We start from the raw sequence: 20046 nt of genomic DNA, 5'->3' as shown, positions 1-20046 counted from the left end.
TATGTTCTATAAATGTCTGGTTATCGGTATGGTCTGCGTTCTGGCAGGCTGCAAAGGTGATTTTGATGGTAGCTATGCAGGAGATAATGGCATGGGTACCTACGCCGTTATGACTGTGAACGGAAACAGCGCTCGGATCGAATCTATCGGCCGGATGAGACGGGACATCAAGTGGGCGGATGATTTTGACGCAGATGTCCGCGAGGGAAAGTTAGTCCTTTCAAATGGCCCTGTTGTTTTCGTCTACGGTCTAGGCATCGATGAAGAGAGTCTGGATTGCTTGAGCAAAAGCTGTCAGGGATTTGCTGGTCTAGGCGCGGCTGGAATGCCAAGGACATGGAAGCCGTTCACGCGCTCAAAAGGTACAAAATAGGTACACCAGAAAGGTACAGTAGTGGTACAGTGCCCAGTTTTTGCGATCTCGGCAAAACTCATGAAAACCAAGCATAAACAACTAGTTAACTCTATTGTACCCTTGGCAATACTAGCCTAGACTTTACTGGCCTCAGGGTAACATCTAGCGACTTGTAATCAGTAGGTCCCGAGTTCGACTCTTGGTGCCGGCACCAGAAAGAGAAAAGACCCGTTCCGAAAGGAACGGGTCTTTTTTTTGCGGCCTCAGCCGGCCTCAATCTGGCATCACCTATCTCAATCGCCTTTCTCTCCTCGCATTCGCTACATACAGCCATTTCTGCGGCTATGCTCAATGTAACGGCAAGGGGACCGCACCCTTGCCGACATTAAAATAATCCACAAGGTTCTGATATGAACGTCTTGCGCTGGACTAGCTGCTTGCTCCTTCTGGCGGTATCCATTCCGATCCATGCTGCAGATTCGGTTTCTGTATACACAAAAGGTGGAGCCAACCCGGCGGCCATGGCTTGCATTACCTGCCATGGTGCTGAGGGTGAAGGGATGGGTGCCGCGGGCTTTCCCCGGCTGGGTGGCCTGTCTGCCGAGTATATGAAAAAGCAGCTGACTGATTTCGCTTCCGGTGAGCGCGCCAATCCGATCATGCAACCCATTGCTGCGGCTTTGAGCGCTGAAGAAGCTCACGCTGTGTCTACTATGCTTGCCGACAAACCCTGGCCCGCGGTCGAGCGGGTTGGTCGTGCAGCTGCGGCTTTGGGTGTCGGTGAGATACTGGCATTACGCGGTGCATGGGAACGCAATATCCCGGAATGTGTAGCCTGTCACGGACCTGGAGGTGTGGGCGTAGGCGAGGCGTTTCCGCCACTAGCAGGACAATCAACTCAATATATAGCCGCGCAGCTCAATGCATGGCGCCAGGGTGCGCGCAATAACGATCCCAATGACCTGATGGGCCACATCGCTCGCAAACTGACTGATGCCGAGGTGGGAGCCGTAGCGCAGTACTTCGCCGGCTTGGCTGAAAAAGGAGCAGGCCAATGAGAATGCGCATAAAGCCTTTATTGCTGATCGCTCTTGCCCTTTCCGCGTCAGCTGAAGACATTGTGATGGAGGATCAGTCGCAGATTGTCACCGGTGCAGTTGTGGGCGCAGGCGTCCATGATTTCAGACCACCGCTGGAAAGTGCGCTTTCAGACAATGCCTATGGAAAGCTGGTGCAGGAGGGGCGCGCGGTGTTTGTCGACACCAGAAACCGTGCCCCGGAGTTTGTTGGTAACGGTCTCGCCTGCGCCAACTGCCATCTTGAGCAGGGGCGCAAAGCCAATTCCGCACCGCTTTGGGCGGCGTACACCATGTACCCTGCTTACCGGAGCAAAAACGACAGGGTAAACAGCTACGTTGAGCGTATACAGGGTTGCTTCCAATTCAGCATGAACGGCACAGCTCCGCCGGCCGACGGACCGGTTATAGCTGCTCTTTCGGCGTATTCCTACTGGCTTGCTACTGGTGCGCCTACCGGTCAGGAGCTGCCCGGGCGGGGCTACCCGGCTGTGCCTGAGCCATCGGATGGATATGATCTTGTGCAGGGAGAGCAGATCTACGCGTCCCAGTGCGCGGTTTGCCATGGTGATAATGGCCAGGGCCAGAAATCCGGGGATGACTATGTTTTTCCACCTCTCTGGGGCGCGGATTCCTTCAACTGGGGTGCAGGCATGCATCGAATCAATACTGCCGCTGCGTTTATCAAGGAAAGCATGCCTCTGGGTAAGGGTGGATCCTTGTCAGATGCTCAAGCCTGGCATGTGGCGGCCTATATGAACAGCCACGAGCGGCCACAGGATCCCCGGTTGATTGATGGTTCGGTTGAGAAAACCCGCGATAAGTATCACGCCAATGATGGGGAAAACCTTTATGGCAAGACCGTCAATGGTCAGATGCTCGGTAAGGGTATGTAGCACTTGGGGCCTGTGCGTGTGAATTGCTGGCGGCATATTGGTGGACGCGGGGCGGCCCGTCTCGGTTTTTCGCCACTGTGCCTAGGTGCTATGCTTGGTTACGGGCTTGACTGGGATTCTCATTCTGACGGAGGTGCTCCGCATTGGCGTTACGCAACGCAGTACAACTGATCTGTTACCCCAATCGTCTTGGCAATAATCTTCATGACCTGCACACCGCGATCAGTCGTCATCTATCCGACGCCATCGGTGGCATTCATATCCTGCCGTTCTTTCCTTCCAACGCCGATGGCGGATTTTCCCCCCTGACGCACAAGGAAGTGGATCCTGCATTTGGGACCTGGGAGGACATTGAGCGGTTGGCTGACGAGTACGATATCTGTTCGGATCTGACGGTCAATCACATCTCTGACGAGTCCGAGCAGTTCAAGGATTTCCTGCAGAATGGTTTTGACTCGCCCTATGCCGAGCTCTTCGTACACGTCAACCGGTTTGGCGAGATCACTCCCGACGACCTGGCCAAGATTCATATCCGCAAGGAGAAAGAGCCCTTCCGCGAGATAACCTTTGCCGATGGCAGCACTGACCGCGTCTGGTGCACCTTTACCGAACGGCAGATTGATCTCAACTATGAAGCGGACATTACCTATCGGCTGATGGAAGAATACATCCAGTTTCTTACAAGCAAAGGCATCAAGCTTCTGCGTCTGGATGCGTTCGGCTATACCACCAAGCGCATCGGCACCAGTTGCTTTCTGGTCGAGCCGGATGTGTATCGCATTCTGGAGTGGGTCAACGAGACCGCTGCCCGGTACGGCGCGGAATGCCTGCCGGAGGTGCACGACCACACCAGCTTCCAGTACGCGATCAGCCGGCGCAACATGCACCCCTATGCTTTTGCCTTGCCACCGCTGCTGCTCTACACGCTGCTCGACAACAACAGTGTGTATCTGAAGAACTGGTTGCGCATGTGCCCGCGCAACAGCATTACCGTGCTCGACACCCACGATGGCATCTGTATTCCTGATGTCGAGGGTGTACTACCCCATGACAAGATTCGCGAGTTGATCGATAACATCAACGCGCGCAGTGCCGACCCGATCCTGCGGCGCTCTGCTGCCCGGGTAAACAGTGTGGGAGCCATATATCAGCTTACCTGTACCTTTTACGATGCCTTGATGAAGAATGACGACAGCTACATTGCTGCCCGTGCAATTCAGTTTTTCACGCCCGGCATTCCCCAGGTGTATTACGTCGGCCTGCTCGCCGGCTGCAATGACGAGGAGCTGATGAACGCCACCGGCGAGCTGCGTGATATCAATCGGCACTATTACAGCCTGGAGGAAATGGATGAGGCCATCGAACAGCCTGTAGTGCAACGGCTGCTGAAACTCATGCGTTTTCGCTCGAGCTATCCGGCCTTCGATGGACGTTTTGAGCTCAATTACTCCAATGACTCAAGTGTCGCCATGGCCTGGCGACACGGTGAGTATTACTGCCATTTGCTGGTGGATCTGAATTTCAAGACCGCGCGGATCACCTACCTCGATGAGGTGGATTTCAGCGAGAAGTTGTTTACCTGCTGAGCGCTGCTGGAGTGGGCCGGTTGTGCCTGCCAGCAAATTCGGGCGCTTAATCTAGAGGTGATATTCCCCGTTAGCCTCTGGCTGATAGGGAATGTCCAGGACCTTCAATTTGAGTGGCCGGCATTGCGCAGATGACCACTCGATGCGTTGGCCGATCTTGAGACCAAGGATCGCCATGCCCACCGGGGCCAGCACAGATACCGTGTCGGGCCCACCTGCATTGTGTGGATACACCAGCGTCACCAGGAATTCTCGTGCGGTGGTTTCATCCAGCAAACGCACTGTGGAGTTCATCGTAACGATGTCGGGCTTGATGCGCTTGTGGCTGACGACCCGTGCGCGGGCTATTTCAGTCTCCAGCGCTTCCAGGGTATCCATGGGGTATTTCAGCGGGTCCAGGACCTGGTCCAGGCGCTGTAAGTCGAGCTTGCTGATAACGATGCTTGGATTGCTGCTCATGAGCGCGATTCCTTTTGATCTTTTCAAACGATATATGTCCGCTGGCGCGCAATAGCGGCGCGGCGGGCGACAGATACGGTGTTTAATTGCAGTGTGAAACGGCCGGGTACGCGAAAGCGCCCCGGCTTAGACGAGGAAGTCCTGAGGCGTTCGAAATGGAGTGCGCGAATATTCCATTGGCGGCGAAAGGTACTTTGTAAGGTAAGAAATAAAGTAAATAAAAAGTAGGGTAAGCGAGAAAATTACTCGGCAAAAGCTACTGCCACCATAATCAATCTACTGGTAAAAGCAAGGGCCTCACGGTGGGGCGTCAGCCAGGATCTGCAACCGCATCGCCTGCGCCGCCGGCGACAGGGTATGTCCAGCACGGCTCACCAGTCCGTACGCCGAGTGCTGGTTGAAGCTGTTATGCCTTAACGGCAGGATCACCAGTCGACCGGCGCTGACGTCGTCGGCAATGACATCCCAGGGCGCCATGCTCAGCACGTTGCTCTGCGCCACCAGGGCTTTGAGCACCATGAAGTTGTCGCACTGGATACTCACGGGCTGTTCCCGACCGCTCACCGAGCTCAATTCACGCTCGACACTTTCAGGCAATCGGGTAGCGGCCAGGGGGTATTCCAGGAGCTCCTCGATATCCAGATTCCTGCGTTCTGCCAGGGGGTGATCGGGACGGCTGAACATGACGCCCGGGTGCACGCCCAGCGCTTGGATGCTCAGTAACGGATCCTGTGAAAGATCACGAATGTCAGCGACGAACAATTCGAGCTCATCGCGCAGCAACCGCTCACGAAGGCCCTGCCAGTTGTCGATCAGCAGCTTTACCCTGACCCGCGGCCAGTCGCTTGCCATGCGGCCCAGCGCCTGGGGTACCAGCCGCGCTGCGGGGTAAGGCCCGCTGCCTAGCAAGAGTTCACCTGCCTCCAGATTGTCCAGTTGACTCACCGCGTTCTCCAGGGCGCGGCTGCCGGCCAGTAGGCGCTGAGCATGTTCGAGCACTACTTGGCCATGCACAGTGAGACTGATGCCGCGGGTATGGCGATCCAGTAGTCGACAATCCAGGCTGGCTTCCAGGGCCTGAATGCTGCGGCTGAGGGCCGGTTGGCTAAGGTGGGCCGCTTCGGCGGCGCGGGCGAAGTTGCCATGCTCGACCAGCGCGGCGAAGTGGCGTAACTGCTGCAGATTGGTCATGCGGTCTCCGCATCGAATGAGGTCATAAAATGCATTGGAATTATGCATCCGCTTTTGTCAGCCTGCCACTGTCGTCTACCAACAAAAGCCCGCGTCAAAGACGCAAGGAGCATCAGATGAAGCGACGGGAACTACTGAAATGGGCTGGAGCGCTTTCAGCCGGCAGCCTGGCATCATCCATCAGTGCCCGCGCGGCTCTGCCTGGCACGGCTCAAAGTGCGCCACAACCGCCCGGACCGCGAGCGAGCAAGCTGAACATTCTGCTCATTGTGACCGATCAGGAGCGGGCCTTTACGGACCTGCCCAGCGTGGTGCACCTGCCTGGGCATGAGCAATTGCTGGCTTCGGGTGTAAGCCTTGAGAATTTCCACGTCAATACCACGCCCTGCTCACCGTCCCGGTCGGTGATGTTTACCGGCCAGCACACGCAAAAGACCGGGGTGATTGCCAATATCGGTCTGCCCCCCTTCAACGAGCTGGAAAGCAGCATGCCGACCCTGGGCCATATGCTGCGTGACCAGGGATACCACACGGCCTACAAGGGCAAATGGCATCTTTCGCATATCCCTGAATCGAGCGATTTGACCTATGGTCTGGTCAGGCCGACCACTGACGAGTTGATGCCCTATGGCTTCGCTGATTTCAATCTGAATGGCGACCCACATGGTTCACACCTGAGCGGTTTCATCTTTGACAAGGTGACCGCTAGTGACACCGTAGGCTGGTTGCATGATCACAAGGATGACGAGCAGCCCTGGTTCCTGGCGGTCAATTTCGTCAATCCCCACGACATCATGTTCTACAGCTCGGGGGCGGAGCAGAAGAACTCGCGTCTGCGCCAGAATTACCTGGGGCCGATATCTCCGGGCCCCAACACGGGGGTCTATGCCAAGCAATGGGACGTGCCGCTGCCCAAGAGCTTCTACGCCGATGACCTGAGTACCAAGCCCTGGGCTCAGCGTACCGACGTGGCCATCTGTAATCAGGTGTATGGGCATATTGCGCCGGATGATGAACAGGCATGGCAGGGCTTGCAAAGTTACTATCTGAACTGCATCCGCGACGTGGATCAGTCCATTGCCCAGGTGCTTGCGGCATTGAAGGAGAGCGGTCGCGATCAGGACACCATCGTTATCCTTACCGCAGACCATGGCGAGATGGCCGGGGCGCACAAGCTGCGGCAGAAGGGGCCGCATATGTACAAGGAAAATACCCGGGTCAATTTCATTGTGCGCCATCCCGATATTCAGCAGTCTCGCAGTACCCCGGCGCTGGGCTCGGCAGTTGATATCGTACCCACGGTGCTCGAGCTGGCGGGGATAACCCCCCAGATGCAGGCAGAGCGCTACCCGCAACTGGCAGGGGTCAGCCTGGCGCCGAGCCTGGGCGGTGCGGCGTTGCGTTCTCTGCGTGACGAGCGCGGGCACCTGTTCAACTATGGCGTGGTGATGTATCTGGATCCGGAATTCAGTGAGGCGGTGATGACCAACACTGACAAGGTTACACCCTGGGCGATCATCAAGGAGTCATTGCGCCAGGGTCAGCTCGGACCGTCGCGTAACAACCGCGCACTGTTTCGCGGCATTCATGATGGACGCTACAAGTTTGCCCGCTATTTTGCGCCGAGCAATCACCACACGCCCGAGGGCCTTGACGACCTGATGCGCAACAATGATCTGGAGCTTTATGACACCCAGGCCGACCCCGATGAGCTGCATAATCTGGCGGTGGATCCGCCCGCTCAGTGGGGTTTGATCAACGGGCTCAACCAGCGCCTCAACGCGCTGGTCAGCACCGAGGTCGGAGTGGACGACGGCCGCGAGCACCCCGGGCCGACGTTCATGTACAACTAGCGGGGCAGGGACTGATCAGGTCAGATTTTCAGCCCTTGCAGTTGTTCTCTCAGGACATCGGGAATGGGTGCCGGGCGACCACTGGCCTGGTCAATCACCACCATCACGCTGTTAGCCGCTGCCTGCAAACCGTGCTCGCTGGTAGCGCAGCCGGTGAAGACGAAAGAGCTGTTGCCAATGCGGTTGATGCCGGCGCGCAGGTCAACCGGTTTCCAGCCAGCCTGGAAGTGCAGGTAGCTGACGTCCATTGATGCGATCAGTATGCCCAACCCGCCCAGATCCAGATGGCGGATGGCGCCGAAGCGCGCCTGTTCCATGTAGCGAGCCAGAGCGGCTTCGCTGCGTTGGCTGTCAGCGTCGAGATCCGCATAGCGGGGCGTCAGTTGCTGGATGACCGGGAAGCTTGTTACCAGGCCGACTCGCTCTACATAATCCGGGGTCGGCAGGAGCTGCGCATCATTACTTACGATGGCTTCCAGCCGCTCACGGGTTGCTGCTGGCAGGTCAACCCGTTTGCCGTTCTCGTAGGCACCCATGAGCGCCTGCTGGGTGCCTACATGTTCACCGTTCTGAAACAGATCGCTGCGCACCCTGTAATCGTCATTGGTACAGGTTTGCACCTGCACCTGCGCTTTTACCTCGCTGCCATACCAGGTGACCTGACGAAAGTCGGTAATGCTGCGCAGCGGCCGCAGGCGAACCTCGTCGGAAAACCAGGCATCAGGACCAAACAGGTCCAGGTGGGCCTGCAATCTTGCTTCCTGATGCAACTGATAGATGCGCGAGTTGTTTACGTGGCGCCAGGTATCCAGGTCGGTAAAGCGCGGTGTCAGGCTGCAGTGAAAGGTGTTTTTATTTTCGTTCATGTCGACGTGGTAATCCTGTGCGTGGTTCTTGTTCAGCCTTCAAGCATCGGCATTTGCCCGGTGGATCGCAAGTCGCGGCGGCCATGATAGGCAGCGCAAATGGCCGATCATCTTGGTGATGCGATGCGGCGAGGCTGACAGCCTTGGCGCTATGGCCTACAGTTCCCGTTGATTCTCCATCACTGGTTAAGGACACATGTATGAAAAAAGCAGGGATAGCCGTCGCGGTCGTGGTTGCACTTGGCGTGGCCGGCACGGCGGGCGCGTGGTACACCGGCACGCAAATGGAAGAGGTGCTGCGTGACGCGGTGGCGCGCAGTAACGCGCAGATTGAAGAGGCAATGCCCGGTGCCTCGGTGACCATGGAGATGACCCGATTCGAGCGCGGGCTGTTTTCCAGTGCCGCCCGGTATGAAATCACTTACCCGGGTGAAGAGGAGGAAGGGTTGGTTACCCTCGCGGTTATCGACCGGCTGGAGCATGGTCCGTTTCCTGCCTCGCGCCTTGCCCGGTTGAAACTGACGCCGGTTATGGCGACCAGCAATGCGACACTGGAACGCAGCGACAGACTGGAACCGCTGTTTGCCGCCAGCGGCGACCAGACGCCCGTGCAAATAAGCAGCACCCTGGGTTATGGCAACAGTGTTGACGGCAGTTTCAGTGTGGCACCGCTGGTGTTCCAGAACGAGAAAGTGACGGCCGAGCTGGCGCCGGTAACGCTCGACTTTGCCACCGACGTCGAGGGTAATGCAGTGTTGTTGGAAGGGCAGTGGGACGGCATGCGCATGACCTCGCAGCCGGATCTTGAGGCGTCATTCACTCTGGATCTGGAGGGGGTCACCCTTTTCACCGATCAGCAGCGTGGCTCTGCCGGCATTTACCTGGGTGAAGGGCGTCTTGCGGTAGAGACCTTGCGGCTGGTGAGTGAGAACGACGGAACCATGTTGCTGGAAGGGCTGACGCAGAACGCTGTGCTTGGTGAAGACGCCGGTAATCTTGCAGGCGGCATTGATTTCGGGTTGGCGAAGGTCAGTTACGACGGTCAGGAGCTGGGGTCGGCGGAAATGAAATGGAGTTTTTCACAGTTCGACCAGGACGCCACAGCCGAGATCAATCAGTTGTACAACGAGCTGAACATGAGTATTTACCGCGGTGAAGAGCCTCCAGAGCAATCCGAGCGCTGGAGAGAGGCACTTACTGCTCTGTTGGCTGCGCAGCCAAAACTGGCACTGGATCTGCTGGTGATCCGCACGCCCAATGGTGAGAGCAGGGCGCGAGCAGAGGTGCACCTGGCCAATCCGGAGTCCTTCGATCTTGCGCTGCCCGAGATGCTCCCACAATTGTTTTCCAGGGTCGACTCACATGTGCAGATATCCCTGCCCATGCTGCGGGACATGATCACGTACAAGACTCTGTTCGATCCGGGTGCGGATGCCGAGGCGGTTGCCGTGGAGGCCGAGGTGGTAGTCGAGATGTTGGCGGGTATGGCTGAAAGTACCAATCTGGCCCGCAAGGAAGACGATAATCTGGTGACCAACCTGATCTACGCTGACGGCGAAATCGAACTCAATGGTGAGACCATCCCGCCACAGGCGCTGGTAGGTATGTTGGCGCTGTTCAGTCCAGCCAACCCAGAAGCAGCAGGAGAATAATGATCCAGGCGCTGACCGCCACAGCGCCGCCGCTCCAGAGATGATTCCAGCGCCGCTCAATGTCGCGCCAGCGGTGGCGCTGGATGTCAGGGTGAGCTTGTGGCACCGGGGGGCGCTGGAGCATGCGCTTTAGCCGCAGCGAGCAGGCCCGTGCCGGATTCGGCAGAGTCTGCAGTCGTGCGGGTAGCTGCCAGCCGCTTACGTGTACCGCCCAGGCCGTGACCGTTGCGCCAAGAAGCGGCCACATGGCTGCCCACAGGGGCTTGAGAGGCAGGCTGGCGAGCAGGGCGTTGCGCAGCTCGGGCCATATCCATGGCAGCAGGGCCGGCATTGAGCAGAGTAAAACCCAGGGCACCCATTGGCCAGCAGGAGGCGAGGCAGCTGGTGCTTCGGGCTGATTGCGCCACATCAACCAGATGGCCCGCAGCACCAGTAGCGCGGTGGCAGCAGAGCCCAGGGTCAGCAAAACAGACCAGTGACTTACGTCGCTTGCATACACCGTATCCTTGAGCAGGATCTTGACCGCTGCACCGCTAGTAAATGGCAGGCCTGCCAATGCCAGCGCTGGCAAGGTCATCAATAGCCAGTGGATAGCACCCAGGCGGTAGTGCGCTGCCAGGCCTGCACCCATGAACAGCGCGCCCTTGGCGAGGCCGTGATGCACGCCGTACAGAGCCAGCAGGACGGCAGCCGCGGGGCGCGCATCAGGATGTAGCCAGGCCAGTGCCACAATCACCAGCAGATAGCCGATCTGGCTGACCGAAGAGTAGGCAAGGGCGCTTTTCGCCTTGATCTGTATCAGACCCAGAGCCACACCGTAAAAGGCGCTGATCGTGCCTATGGCAAGCAAGGGCATTGCCCAGCTCTGCAGGAGCGGGTCCTGCTCCGGCAGAAATCGCCACATTCCCAAAATGCCTGCCTTGATCATTGCGCCGGACAGCACCGCACTGGCCGCCGCCGGAGCCGCAGGGTGAGCCAGGGGCAGCCATACATGCAATGGCCAGAATCCCGCCTTCAGGCCAAAACCCATGATCACCAACGCCGCGGTCAGCGTACCGACCGGCACGCTTTGCCAGGTTGCCAGATCAAGCGCGCCACCAGATTCGTGAATGCGCAGCAGCATGCCGGCAAAGATCAGCATCTCACCGAGGACTGCCAGCTGCAGATACAGGCGCCCTGCCTGCCGGGGCTTTGGTCCGCGCTCGTGCACGATCAGCCCGTAGGCAGCCAGGCTCATCAGGCTGAAACCCACGTAGAAACTGCCCGCGTCCTGAGCTATTACCAGCAGCAGATTTCCGGTCAGGGATAACAACCAGCAAGACCAGAACCGAAACTGGTGTTGATCGTCCACCAGGTCGGTGCATGCATAACGGCTGGCGCAGCCCCAGAGCAGGGCGCTGAATGCCAGCCAGGCGCGCGATAGCAGGTCCTCTGCGGCCCAGGCGGCACCGGGCCATAATATGCCGGGCTCCAACGCTGGCGCCGGCCACAGGCTCAGCAGCAGGGCTGGCAGACAGCTCAACCATAACCAGGGGGCCAGGCGTTCAGGCCAGCGCCACAAAAGCGCCCCCGCAAGTAGCGGTGCCAGGGGGATGAGGAGCCAGAGAAGCGCACTCATGGATCGAACTGCCTGTCGATAATCAGTTGGCTCCAGGCCAGCGGGCTGAGTTCGGTGTTGGCAAAAATGCCTACCAGGAGCGAGAGAACGGTGGTGAAGATCACGGGGGCTAGCAGCATCCAGTGGGTTTCGCCGAGCCCCGGTTTGCCATTACCCAGGTTGCGTTCTTCAGGCCACTGCGCCGGGGGCGCAGAAAACCAGCCGCGATAAATCAGCGGCATGAAGTACGCTGCGTTCAGCAGGCCGGAGGCCACCAGCACCAGCAACACCCAATCCTGCCCGACATCCAGCGCACCGATGCCAAGGTACCATTTGGTAATAAACCCGGCCGTCGGCGGCACACCAATCATGCCAAGGGCCCCCAGGGTGAAGGCAGTCATGGTCACGGGCATGCGTTTACCCACGCCATCCATTTCCCGGATACGGTGGATACCCAGGGTCTCGGCGAAATTACCCGCGCAATAGAACAGGGTGACCTTCATCAGTCCCTGGTGCACCAGATGCGCCAGCGCGGCCACGGCGGCCAAAGGCCCCAGCAGTGCGACGCCGAGTGTAATGTAGGACACCTGGCTGATTGTAGAGTAGGCCAGTCGTTTTTTCAGTTCCTGCTGCTGCAGCGCTTTCAGCGACCCGTAGAGAATAGTGGCGGCCGCCAGAGCCAGCAGTGGGGTCGCCAGCCCCAGCGCCTGCATCTGTTCCACACCATATACGTCAAACACTACCCGGATAATGCCAAAGGCCCCTGCCTTGACCACAGCTACCGCATGCAGAAGCGCGCTGACTGGTGCTGGCGCGACCATGGCCTGGGGCAGCCATCCATGCAGGGGAATCAGCGCGGCCTTGACCCCCAGGCCGGCGATCATCAGGGCGAAGGCCAGAATCAGGCTGGGGCGATGGGCGTCAAGCATGGGCCCCAGATAGCCTCCGGGTTGGAACTCGGGGCTGCCGATCAGGCTGTGCAGCAGTGCCACACCCATCAGCAGCAGGGCGCCGCCGCCCATTGTGTAGGCAAGATACACCCGCCCTGCATGCAGGGCCTTTTTGCTGCCGCGATGTACTACCAGAGGAAAGGTCGCCAAGGTCAGCAGTTCGTAAAAAAGCAGGAAGGTGACCATGTTGCCAGCCAGCGCCACCCCCATGGTGGCGCTGACACACAGGCTGAAATAACCGAAAAATCGGGAGCGCAGTGGGGAGTTTTCCAGGTAACCGATCGCATAAACGGTGGTCGCCAGCCAGAGCACGGCGGACAAAGTGATGAACTGCAGGGAGGTGGCGTCAGCCTGCAGAACGAGGCCGCCGCCGGGCAGAAAGTCGATGGCAAAACGAAAACTCAGACCCCTGTCCACGCCCCAGAGCATGACGCCAACCAGACATAGCTTGAGAGTGGCGGCCAACAGGTTCAGGCTGATGCGCAATCTGACCTGATCTTCACGCAGGGTGAAAATAATCAGCCCGGGCAGCAGCGAGCTGAGCACCAGTGCGAGCGGCAGGAAGGTAGTCCAGGCGCCGGTCACAGGCCTGCCTCCCCGAACCAGCGGATGACGGGTTCGCTCATCAGGGCCATGGCCCAGACCACCAGCGCTGGCAGCATTGCCAACCATTGGGCGGATGTATCCGGATCATAGTCCGGGCGGTTGGGGTCGGCGCGGTCGAAGGCGATGGCCACCACCCGAAACACATAGGCGGCACTTGCCAGGGTGCCGAGCAACACCCCGAGTGCCCAGGGCCAGTGCGAGGGCTGGGAGAACAGTGGTTGCAGAAGCACCCACTTGGCCACAAATCCGCCGCTGGGGGGCAGCCCGACCAGGCTGCCGCCGGCCACCGCAAAGGCGAACATGGCAATCGGCATGGTCTGGCTGGCCCCTTTGAGTGCGCTTACCTTGCGGCTACCCAGGGTCGCCTGCATCTCGCCGGCGGCAAGGAACATGGATACCTTGGCCAGGCCGTGGGCAATGACGAACAGCCAGAGCGCGGTGGACAGGGTCGGGTCCTGCCAGTGCAGCAGCAGGCCCAGCGCCAGCAGGGCATAGCCCAGCTGGGCAACGGTGGAATAGGCTACCAGCACCTTGATCCAGGGTGTACGCAGTGCCGCCCAGCCTCCGCTGATCAGTGCTGCTATGCCAGCGACGGCAAAGAAAACACCTGCCTGGCGGGCCAGTTCGACCGGAGCGAGGTTGTCCCAGAGCATCCAGAGGATGAACAGGGGCCCCTTGACCACCAGTGCCGAAAGCAGCGCGCTGACCGCGGTGGGCGCGGACGCATGGGCGGCCGGTAACCATTGGTGCAGAGGCCAGAGCGCGGCCTTGAGCATCAGGCCCAGGGTGAGTAGCAGCAGCGCCAGTCGCGTTACCCGATCATCGGTCACCATGTCTGCCAACAGGCGAATATCCAGCACGCCGTATTGACCATAGATCAGGGCGACGCCGAGCAGATAACAGAGGGATGCAGCGAGCGACAGCAGTAGATAGCGCAATGCGGGTGCATGTGCCTTGGGCCCGGAGAGGATGACCATTGCCACCGCAACCAGGCCGAGCAGTTCGAGTGTGACGTACCAGTTGAACAGATCCCGTGACAGCCAGAGCGCCGCGAGACTGGTATGCAGCAGGCAGGACAGCGGCCAGAAGTCGGTGTCGCGTGTCTGGCTGTGGCGGCTGCGCTCGGCATAGACCGCGACCAGCAGATGCACCAGCGCGGTGAAGACGAGCAGGGACGCGGTCAGCGGTCCAAGCTCGAAGCGTATGCCCAGGGGCGCGTCCCAGCCGCCGAGATTCAGTTGCTGTGTGCCGGTCGATACCACGGTGCTCAGGGCCATGACAGCCAGCCCCAGGCTCAGGGCATTGGCGGCGATCACCAGGCCGCCGGCACGCAGCCGCAACAGCAACAGCAGTAACGCGGTGAAGAGTGGAACCAGCAGGCTGAGTAATGCCGCGCTCATCTGCGCTCCTGGTCTGCGGGCTGCTTGGTGTCAGCGTTGTCACCCGCGTCAGCGGTCGCTAGCCGAAGGGCAAAGGCGGTAGCGCTCGCGGCTACCACTAGGCCGGTCACCACGAGCGCCTGGAGCACCGGGTCTATATCTGCGCCGCGACTGGCCAGTGCTACCATGACCATGAATACACCGCTACCCATTACATTGACAGCCATGATGCGGCGAAGTGCGCTACGTTGCAGCATCAGGGCATGCAGGCCGAGGACCCAAAGGGCAATACCGCCGAGAAGATAGAGAGATACATGGGTCATGGCGAGGGTTGCTCATTTTCGCCGATCACCAGAACGGTCAGGCTGACTGCAATTGACAGGGTGGCGGCGATCTCGATCAGCACGATAAGCGGCTTGCTCCAGTTCAGCGGATAATCCAGCCAGCCCGCGCCAAACCAGTGGGTACCAACGGCGACCAGCGCAAATACGGCTATGCCACCCAGGATCAGAGAGCGGGTTAGCCCGCTGTCCCAGCGGATATTGGGCAACAGGCCAGCCAGGTTGAGCATCACCGCTCCCGCCGCCAGCACGGCGCCGGCCTGAAATGCGCCGCCGGGCGCCACGCTGCCCCGCCACAGCAAATAGCCGCCGATCATGATTGTGAGTGGCGCGAGCAGCCGGCTCCAGGCGCGCAGTATCGGCCAGGCGGTGGGTAACTGCATGGTCGTTCGGCCGAGTTGGCGCACCCCGAGCAGCGCCAGCAGCAATACCACCAGCTCCAGCAACGTATCCCAGCCGCGGAAGTTGAGCAGCACCGCAGTGACCGGGTGGCTGACGCCACTCGCTGCAAGTTGGATCTCGACCATGTCCGGAAGTGCCGCAGTGTTCTGTGCCAAGGGCCATACCGCGCGGGTCAGCATGGCAACCAGCAAACCGCCCAGACCCAAGCTGACGATTATCGCCGCCCGGCCTGAGCGCGGGCCGGGTTCTGCATCGCTGCGCGCCAGGGCGGCAAGCAGCATGACACCGATCAGACCGGCACCGATTGCCGCTTCAGCCAGTGCCAGGTCGACTGCTCCGAGCCGGGCCCAGGTAAGCGCCAGAAGCAAACCGAACACGATAAACAGCACGATTGCGTTATAGAGGCTGCGCACATGCAGGGCCCCACCGGCGAGCATGAGTAGCAGCAGTATGAGTATGCCATCGAAGATCAGCTCAGCGGGCATCGTTTGCCTGCCTATGCTCGGTCGTCGCCTTGCTGCTCTCTGCTTCGCGCTGGTAACGGGCCAGCAGCTGACACGCAGTTGCACCGGAAGCCATGACCAGCAGCCAGACCATGATCATCAAGCCGACGCTCTGCCAGCTGTCGCTGCGCAGGGAAAGGCCGGCAACCAGCAAACCCAGACCCAGGGTGTCGGCCTTGGTGACGGCGTGCAGGCGACTATACACATCGGGAAAACGCAGCAGGCCCAGTGTCCCGGCCAGAAAAAAGAACACGCCACCAAGCAGGAATGGCCAGCTCAGCCAACTCATCCATACTGTCAGCTCAGGCATGGGGCCTCCGGCGCATCAGCTGGACCAGCGCGGCGCTGACCACGGCGGCAAGTACGGCCAGCACCAGGGCTGCCTCGATCAGTGCAGGCTGACCCTGTGCGTGGGCCAGGACCAGTAGAATTGCCGCACCAGTAGTGCCGAACAGCTGCACGGTGAGCAGTCGGTCCGCCCGGGTCGGTCCGCGCACCAGTCGCCAGAGTCCGGCGGCTATACTCAGAAGCAGCAGGGTTGCGAGCAGCATCATATTGGCGTGTCTCCAAGCAGTTGTGCGAGCAGGGATTCCAGCCGGGTTACCGTGCTCTGCCAGTCTTGCTGTTGATCCAGCGCGTGTATATGCAGCGTCTGTTCCTCATGGTGAGAGGCGAGGGTGCCCGGTAGCAGGCCAACCAAGGCAGACAGAAGGAGTTTGGCTCGTGGATCTGTGGCTTTGAGCTCGAAAGTCTGCCAGGCGGGCGCGATCGGTAGTCTGGGGTGCAGTGCGCGTCGGGCTACATCCCAGCCACCGGCAAAGAGCTCAAGCAGAAAGAAGCCGATAAAGGCGGGCAGGACCTGCAGGCGCAATTTGCCAGTGTGTAGCCGCAGGCGGTACCCGACAAATGCCCCGATCAGCGCCAGTGGCACACCGAACGCCCAGCCCTGCCCCTGGCTTAAAAGCGCCCACAGGGCCAGCCAGGTGCAGAAACCCAGAAAGGGGCCGAGCCATCTTTCATCAGAGGGCGGCTGGCTATCGGTACCAACACGGGCGCCGGCTTGTTGCTGTGTTCTGCTGGAAGGGATCGCCACTGGCTCTTCGCTGGTTGGGATAAGGCTCCATCTTAGAAGATGCGACTCCACGGCTCAAAAGTCTTGCCCGAACCGTCGGAATGCTAGAGGTTGTCATCTTTGCTTACCGGGCTCTGATTGCGGGTGACGCTGGCTCGGCTCAGTATCGGAACTCCATATCTTGAATAGGTTCCGTGCCTTGTCATCTGCCAGACCGCCTTCCGTCTCCGCCGCCCGACGTTTTTTGCGCCTGGCCGGCACTGCCACCCGTATTGCCGGTGGCGTATTCGGTCAGCGCGTGTTGCGCGGGCGTTCGGGAATTGACTGGCAACCGGTTGGCGAGTTACTTGCCGCCGTGCTGGGGGACATGAAAGGCCCGGTGCTCAAGCTCGGTCAGATGGCTTCTCAATGGCATGACGTGTTGCCGGAGCCGATTTCCCGTGCGCTTGGAGCATTGCAGAACAGGGTTCCGGCTCTGCCCTACGATCGCCTTCAAGCTCACTTGCGCAAGGTTTATCAGGGCGAACTCACAGACTATTTCGAGTTTATCGACGAGCAGCCTTTTGCGGCGGCGTCACTCGGGCAGGTCCATCGCGCCCGCGGGCTGAATGGTGAAGCCCTGGTGCTGAAAATCCAGTACCCGGGGATCGCGGAGATTTGTGCGGCTGATCTCAGGCAGGTGCGGCGGCTGTTGCCTTTGGGGCGACTTTTTCGCGCCCCTGCTGCGCAGCTTGAGGGCATTTACCGGGAGTTGGAGCAGACCATTCACGCGGAGCTGGATTACGCCGCAGAAATGCAGCGGCTCAAGCGCTTTGGTGATTTTTTTGCCGACTGGGATGCTGTTCTGTTGCCGCGCCCGATCGAGCATCTCTGCCGGCCCGGTGTGCTGGTGCTGACCGAAGTGCCCGGTTTGCCCTTCGCCGAGGTCGCTCAGGCGCCATTGGAGGTCCGACAACGGCTGGCGCATACGCTGCCGGCCTGGCTGGCAGCGCAGGCTTTCGACCTGGGCGAGTTGCACGCAGATCCGCACCCCGGCAACTTTGCTTATACACCTGCCGGTGAGTTGGTGGTCTATGATTTTGGCTGCGTGCAGGCGGTTGACCCAGCGGTGCTGGCCGCTTACGTCTGTACCTTCAAGGCCTTGCAGTCAGGCAATGCTGAGCAGCTGGAAAGAGGCTTTCAGGCGCTGGGGACGCGTCAGCCGCAATCTGCACCGCCCTGGGCATTGTATCGCAACCTGACGCAGCTGCTCGGTCCCCTGCTGCAGCCGGGCGTGCTATGGGATTTTGCTGACCAGCCGGTACACCAGGAAATTCAGCGATTGATACCCGATGCACTGGCGTCCCTGAGCAGTCTGCAGCCCGCACCGGGCACGCTGTTGGTCAATCGAACATTGGAAGGGCATTACTGGAATCTGACGCGTTTGGGTTTGCGCGTGCCGGTGGCCGATCTGCTTGGGCAGCAAATCGAGCAACACCGGTGAGTTGGGCGATTAAAGAACGCGTTCAGAGCTGAAAGAAACGCACCTTTTCCTTCAACTGCACTGCCAGGGTCGACAGCTCCCGGCTGGATGAGGCGACTTGATCAGATCCGGCGGAGGTCTCAACCGTCGCATCGTGGATCCGGTTGATGTTCTGGTTCACTTCTTCGGCAACCGCGCTCTGCTCTTCCGAGGCGCTGGCGATCTGCGCATTCATGTCGTTGATAGCGCTGACCTCGTGGCTGATCTTGCCCAGGGCGCCTTCGGCCTGGCGGATCTGATCTACGGTCTTCTGCGCCAGTTCCCGGCTGGTTTCCATCACGCCTACCGCGTTGCTGGCTCCTTCCTGGAGTGTGCCGATCATGCCGCGAATCTCGCGAGTTGAATCCTGTGTACGGGTGGCCAGCGAGCGGACTTCGTCGGCGACCACGGCAAAACCGCGACCGTGTTCACCGGCCCGGGCCGCTTCGATCGCAGCGTTCAGGGCGAGCAGATTGGTCTGTTCCGCAATGGCGTTGATCACTTCGGTAATCTTTTCGATGTTGGCGCTGTCGCGGGAGACTTTCTTTACGGTCTCGGTAGCATCTTCCAGTGTTGTGGCCAGGTCTTGAATGGCGCTGGCCGTGGTGCCGACAATCCGGTTGCCGGTGACCACTTCCGCGTCGGCATTGCGGGTGGCATTGGCGGCATTGGCCGCATAACCGGCAACCTCGTTGACTGTGGCCGCCATCTGGTGAATGGCAGTCGCCATTTGCTCTGACTCGCGCGATTGCAGACGGATCTGCCGGTTATTGCTGTCGGAGGTACCAAGCAACTGCTCCGCAGCTTCGTTCAGATCTACCGAAGCCGAGCGTACCTGCTCGATAACGTCCGAGAGGTGTTTTACGGTGTCCCGGGCAGCACCCATAACGCTATCAGGATAGGTCGTTGTGATGCGCTGATTGAGCTGACCATTGGCCAGGCGCTGCATGACTTCAGCCACCTCATGGGGCTCTGCGCCCAGGGTCGAACGGATCTGTTTGATAATGAGCATCGATACGCTGACGCTGAGCAGCACGGCGACCCCTGCAAGGACCAGTATCAGGAACTGGAAACCGCCAGCCACTTCACGAACGGTGCCAATTTCGGCAGCAATTATGTCCTCCTGGTAGTCGATAAAGGCATTGATACGACGCAGCCATTCACTGTAAGCCGGCGAGACTTCTTCAAGCAACATGCTGCGCGTCGCGAGGGTATCACTGGCGCGCCTCTGCGCAACTAGTTCGGCAGTCAGGGGCAAGGTCTGGCTTTCGATCTGCTTGATGGCCGTTAGCAGGCGTTGCTCTTCGGCGTTCGGGTTGCCCTGGGCAAACAGGCGATCCATGGCGACAGCCGACTCCTGGTAAAACCCGTTTAGCTGCTCGATCTGCTGCAAAAAACCATTGAACGACTGAGCATCCGGCGCGAGCACCGCATCGCGTATTGCAATGGCACGGTCATGCACGCTGCCCCGGAAGTTGATCGCATAACGTTGCTTGACGGTGTCAGTGTCGCTGACCTGAGTCAGGGTGGAATCGATAACGCTGACGCGGTTGATACCGACCAACGCGATAATAATCATCAGGGATAAAACAACGCCGAATCCCATTCCGAGACGTTGCGCAATAGTGAGCTGGCGGAACATGGATTGTGTCCTTGGTTGTGTACAGGAATGCCGTAAATTCGAGACAATCTTATACACATTTTATCCGACGTACAAGAAAGTGCTGGCATTTTGATATTCTCTGTCACACAGGAGCACTG

At 59.4% G+C, this 20046-nt stretch carries 19 protein-coding genes; 7 read left to right on the top strand and 12 right to left on the bottom strand.

The window, feature by feature from the left end; genetic code table 11:
• Position 1: 1 nt before the first annotated feature.
• The 4 genes from IEV54_RS04600 (at position 2) to gtfA (ending at position 3913) form a co-directional block, all read left to right on the top strand.
• On the top strand, positions 2–373 hold the full coding sequence (locus tag IEV54_RS04600; RefSeq protein ID WP_150276172.1) for a hypothetical protein: 372 nt from the start codon (positions 2–4) through the stop codon (positions 371–373).
• Positions 374–765: 392 nt separating this feature from the next.
• A complete protein-coding gene (locus tag IEV54_RS04595; protein ID WP_150276171.1) occupies positions 766–1413 on the top strand; it encodes a c-type cytochrome in 648 nt (215 codons plus the stop codon).
• Positions 1410–2327, top strand: a complete 918-nt coding sequence (locus IEV54_RS04590; RefSeq protein ID WP_150276170.1) for a c-type cytochrome — start codon at positions 1410–1412, stop codon at positions 2325–2327. The genes IEV54_RS04595 and IEV54_RS04590 overlap by 4 nt, the downstream gene beginning before the upstream one ends.
• Positions 2328–2470: 143 nt before the next feature.
• On the top strand, positions 2471–3913 hold the full coding sequence (gene gtfA, locus IEV54_RS04585) for a sucrose phosphorylase (RefSeq protein WP_150276169.1): 1443 nt from the start codon (positions 2471–2473) through the stop codon (positions 3911–3913).
• A 51-nt stretch (positions 3914–3964) separates the two neighbouring features.
• On the opposite strand, the gene rnk is transcribed toward gtfA, so the two are convergent.
• Positions 3965–4372: a nucleoside diphosphate kinase regulator gene (gene rnk / locus IEV54_RS04580; RefSeq protein ID WP_150276168.1), complete on the bottom strand. Its 408-nt coding sequence runs from the start codon at positions 4370–4372 to the stop codon at positions 3965–3967.
• A gap of 297 nt (positions 4373–4669) precedes the next feature.
• Complete coding sequence (locus tag IEV54_RS04575) at positions 4670–5563, bottom strand: LysR family transcriptional regulator (protein WP_150276167.1); 894 nt, start codon at positions 5561–5563, stop codon at positions 4670–4672.
• Between the two features lie 116 nt (positions 5564–5679).
• Here IEV54_RS04575 and IEV54_RS04570 point away from each other — a divergent pair, with 116 nt between their 5' ends.
• Entirely contained in the window at positions 5680–7416 is a 1737-nt protein-coding gene (locus IEV54_RS04570) for a sulfatase family protein (protein ID WP_150276166.1), read from the top strand.
• Positions 7417–7436: 20 nt separating this feature from the next.
• On the opposite strand, the gene IEV54_RS04565 is transcribed toward IEV54_RS04570, so the two are convergent.
• Positions 7437–8282 (bottom strand): acyl-CoA thioesterase, encoded by an 846-nt coding sequence (locus tag IEV54_RS04565; RefSeq protein WP_150276165.1) that lies wholly within the window; start codon positions 8280–8282, stop codon positions 7437–7439.
• 200 nt (positions 8283–8482) lie between these two features.
• Between IEV54_RS04565 and IEV54_RS04560 the strand changes: the two genes are divergently transcribed.
• Positions 8483–9934 carry a YdgA family protein gene (locus IEV54_RS04560; RefSeq protein WP_150276164.1) on the top strand — a complete coding sequence of 484 codons (1452 nt, stop codon included), beginning with the start codon at positions 8483–8485 and terminating at the stop codon, positions 9932–9934.
• Here the strand turns inward: IEV54_RS04560 and IEV54_RS04555 are convergent.
• Genes IEV54_RS04555 through IEV54_RS04520 form a run of 8 tightly spaced genes read right to left on the bottom strand, consistent with a single transcriptional unit; the run spans position 9900 to position 16805 of the window.
• Positions 9900–11552, bottom strand: a complete 1653-nt coding sequence (locus tag IEV54_RS04555) for a complex I subunit 5 family protein (RefSeq protein WP_150276163.1) — start codon at positions 11550–11552, stop codon at positions 9900–9902. The genes IEV54_RS04560 and IEV54_RS04555 overlap by 35 nt on opposite strands.
• Positions 11549–13153 (bottom strand): proton-conducting transporter transmembrane domain-containing protein, encoded by a 1605-nt coding sequence (locus tag IEV54_RS04550; protein WP_150276162.1) that lies wholly within the window; start codon positions 13151–13153, stop codon positions 11549–11551. Before IEV54_RS04550 ends, IEV54_RS04555 begins: the two co-directional genes overlap by 4 nt.
• Positions 13063–14487: a complex I subunit 5 family protein gene (locus IEV54_RS04545; RefSeq protein ID WP_150276161.1), complete on the bottom strand. Its 1425-nt coding sequence runs from the start codon at positions 14485–14487 to the stop codon at positions 13063–13065. The genes IEV54_RS04550 and IEV54_RS04545 overlap by 91 nt, the downstream gene beginning before the upstream one ends.
• The gene (locus IEV54_RS04540; protein ID WP_150276160.1) at positions 14484–14789 is read right to left on the bottom strand and encodes an NADH-quinone oxidoreductase subunit K; all 306 of its coding nucleotides are present in this window, start codon (positions 14787–14789) and stop codon (positions 14484–14486) included. The genes IEV54_RS04545 and IEV54_RS04540 overlap by 4 nt, the downstream gene beginning before the upstream one ends.
• Positions 14786–15694, bottom strand: coding sequence for an MnhB domain-containing protein (locus IEV54_RS04535; RefSeq protein ID WP_150276159.1), 909 nt, complete (start codon positions 15692–15694; stop codon positions 14786–14788). The genes IEV54_RS04540 and IEV54_RS04535 overlap by 4 nt, the downstream gene beginning before the upstream one ends.
• Positions 15684–16013, bottom strand: a complete 330-nt coding sequence (locus tag IEV54_RS04530; RefSeq protein ID WP_373286425.1) for a cation:proton antiporter — start codon at positions 16011–16013, stop codon at positions 15684–15686. Before IEV54_RS04530 ends, IEV54_RS04535 begins: the two co-directional genes overlap by 11 nt.
• A 1-nt stretch (position 16014) precedes the next feature.
• Positions 16015–16266, bottom strand: coding sequence for an MrpF/PhaF family protein (locus IEV54_RS04525; protein WP_150276157.1), 252 nt, complete (start codon positions 16264–16266; stop codon positions 16015–16017).
• Complete coding sequence (locus tag IEV54_RS04520) at positions 16263–16805, bottom strand: Na+/H+ antiporter subunit E (protein ID WP_223825339.1); 543 nt, start codon at positions 16803–16805, stop codon at positions 16263–16265. The genes IEV54_RS04525 and IEV54_RS04520 overlap by 4 nt, the downstream gene beginning before the upstream one ends.
• A gap of 178 nt (positions 16806–16983) precedes the next feature.
• Here IEV54_RS04520 and IEV54_RS04515 point away from each other — a divergent pair, with 178 nt between their 5' ends.
• On the top strand, positions 16984–18267 hold the full coding sequence (locus IEV54_RS04515; protein WP_150276694.1) for an ABC1 kinase family protein: 1284 nt from the start codon (positions 16984–16986) through the stop codon (positions 18265–18267).
• A gap of 22 nt (positions 18268–18289) precedes the next feature.
• Here IEV54_RS04515 and IEV54_RS04510 read toward each other — a convergent pair whose 3' ends face one another.
• A complete protein-coding gene (locus IEV54_RS04510) occupies positions 18290–19927 on the bottom strand; it encodes a methyl-accepting chemotaxis protein (protein WP_150276156.1) in 1638 nt (545 codons plus the stop codon).
• Between the last annotated feature and the right edge of the window lie 119 nt (positions 19928–20046).

It is taken from the genome of Halopseudomonas salina, assembly GCF_014637955.1.
Classification (GTDB): Bacteria; Pseudomonadota; Gammaproteobacteria; order Pseudomonadales; family Pseudomonadaceae; genus Halopseudomonas; species Halopseudomonas salina.
This window is presented reverse-complemented; position numbering and strand designations above follow the sequence as displayed.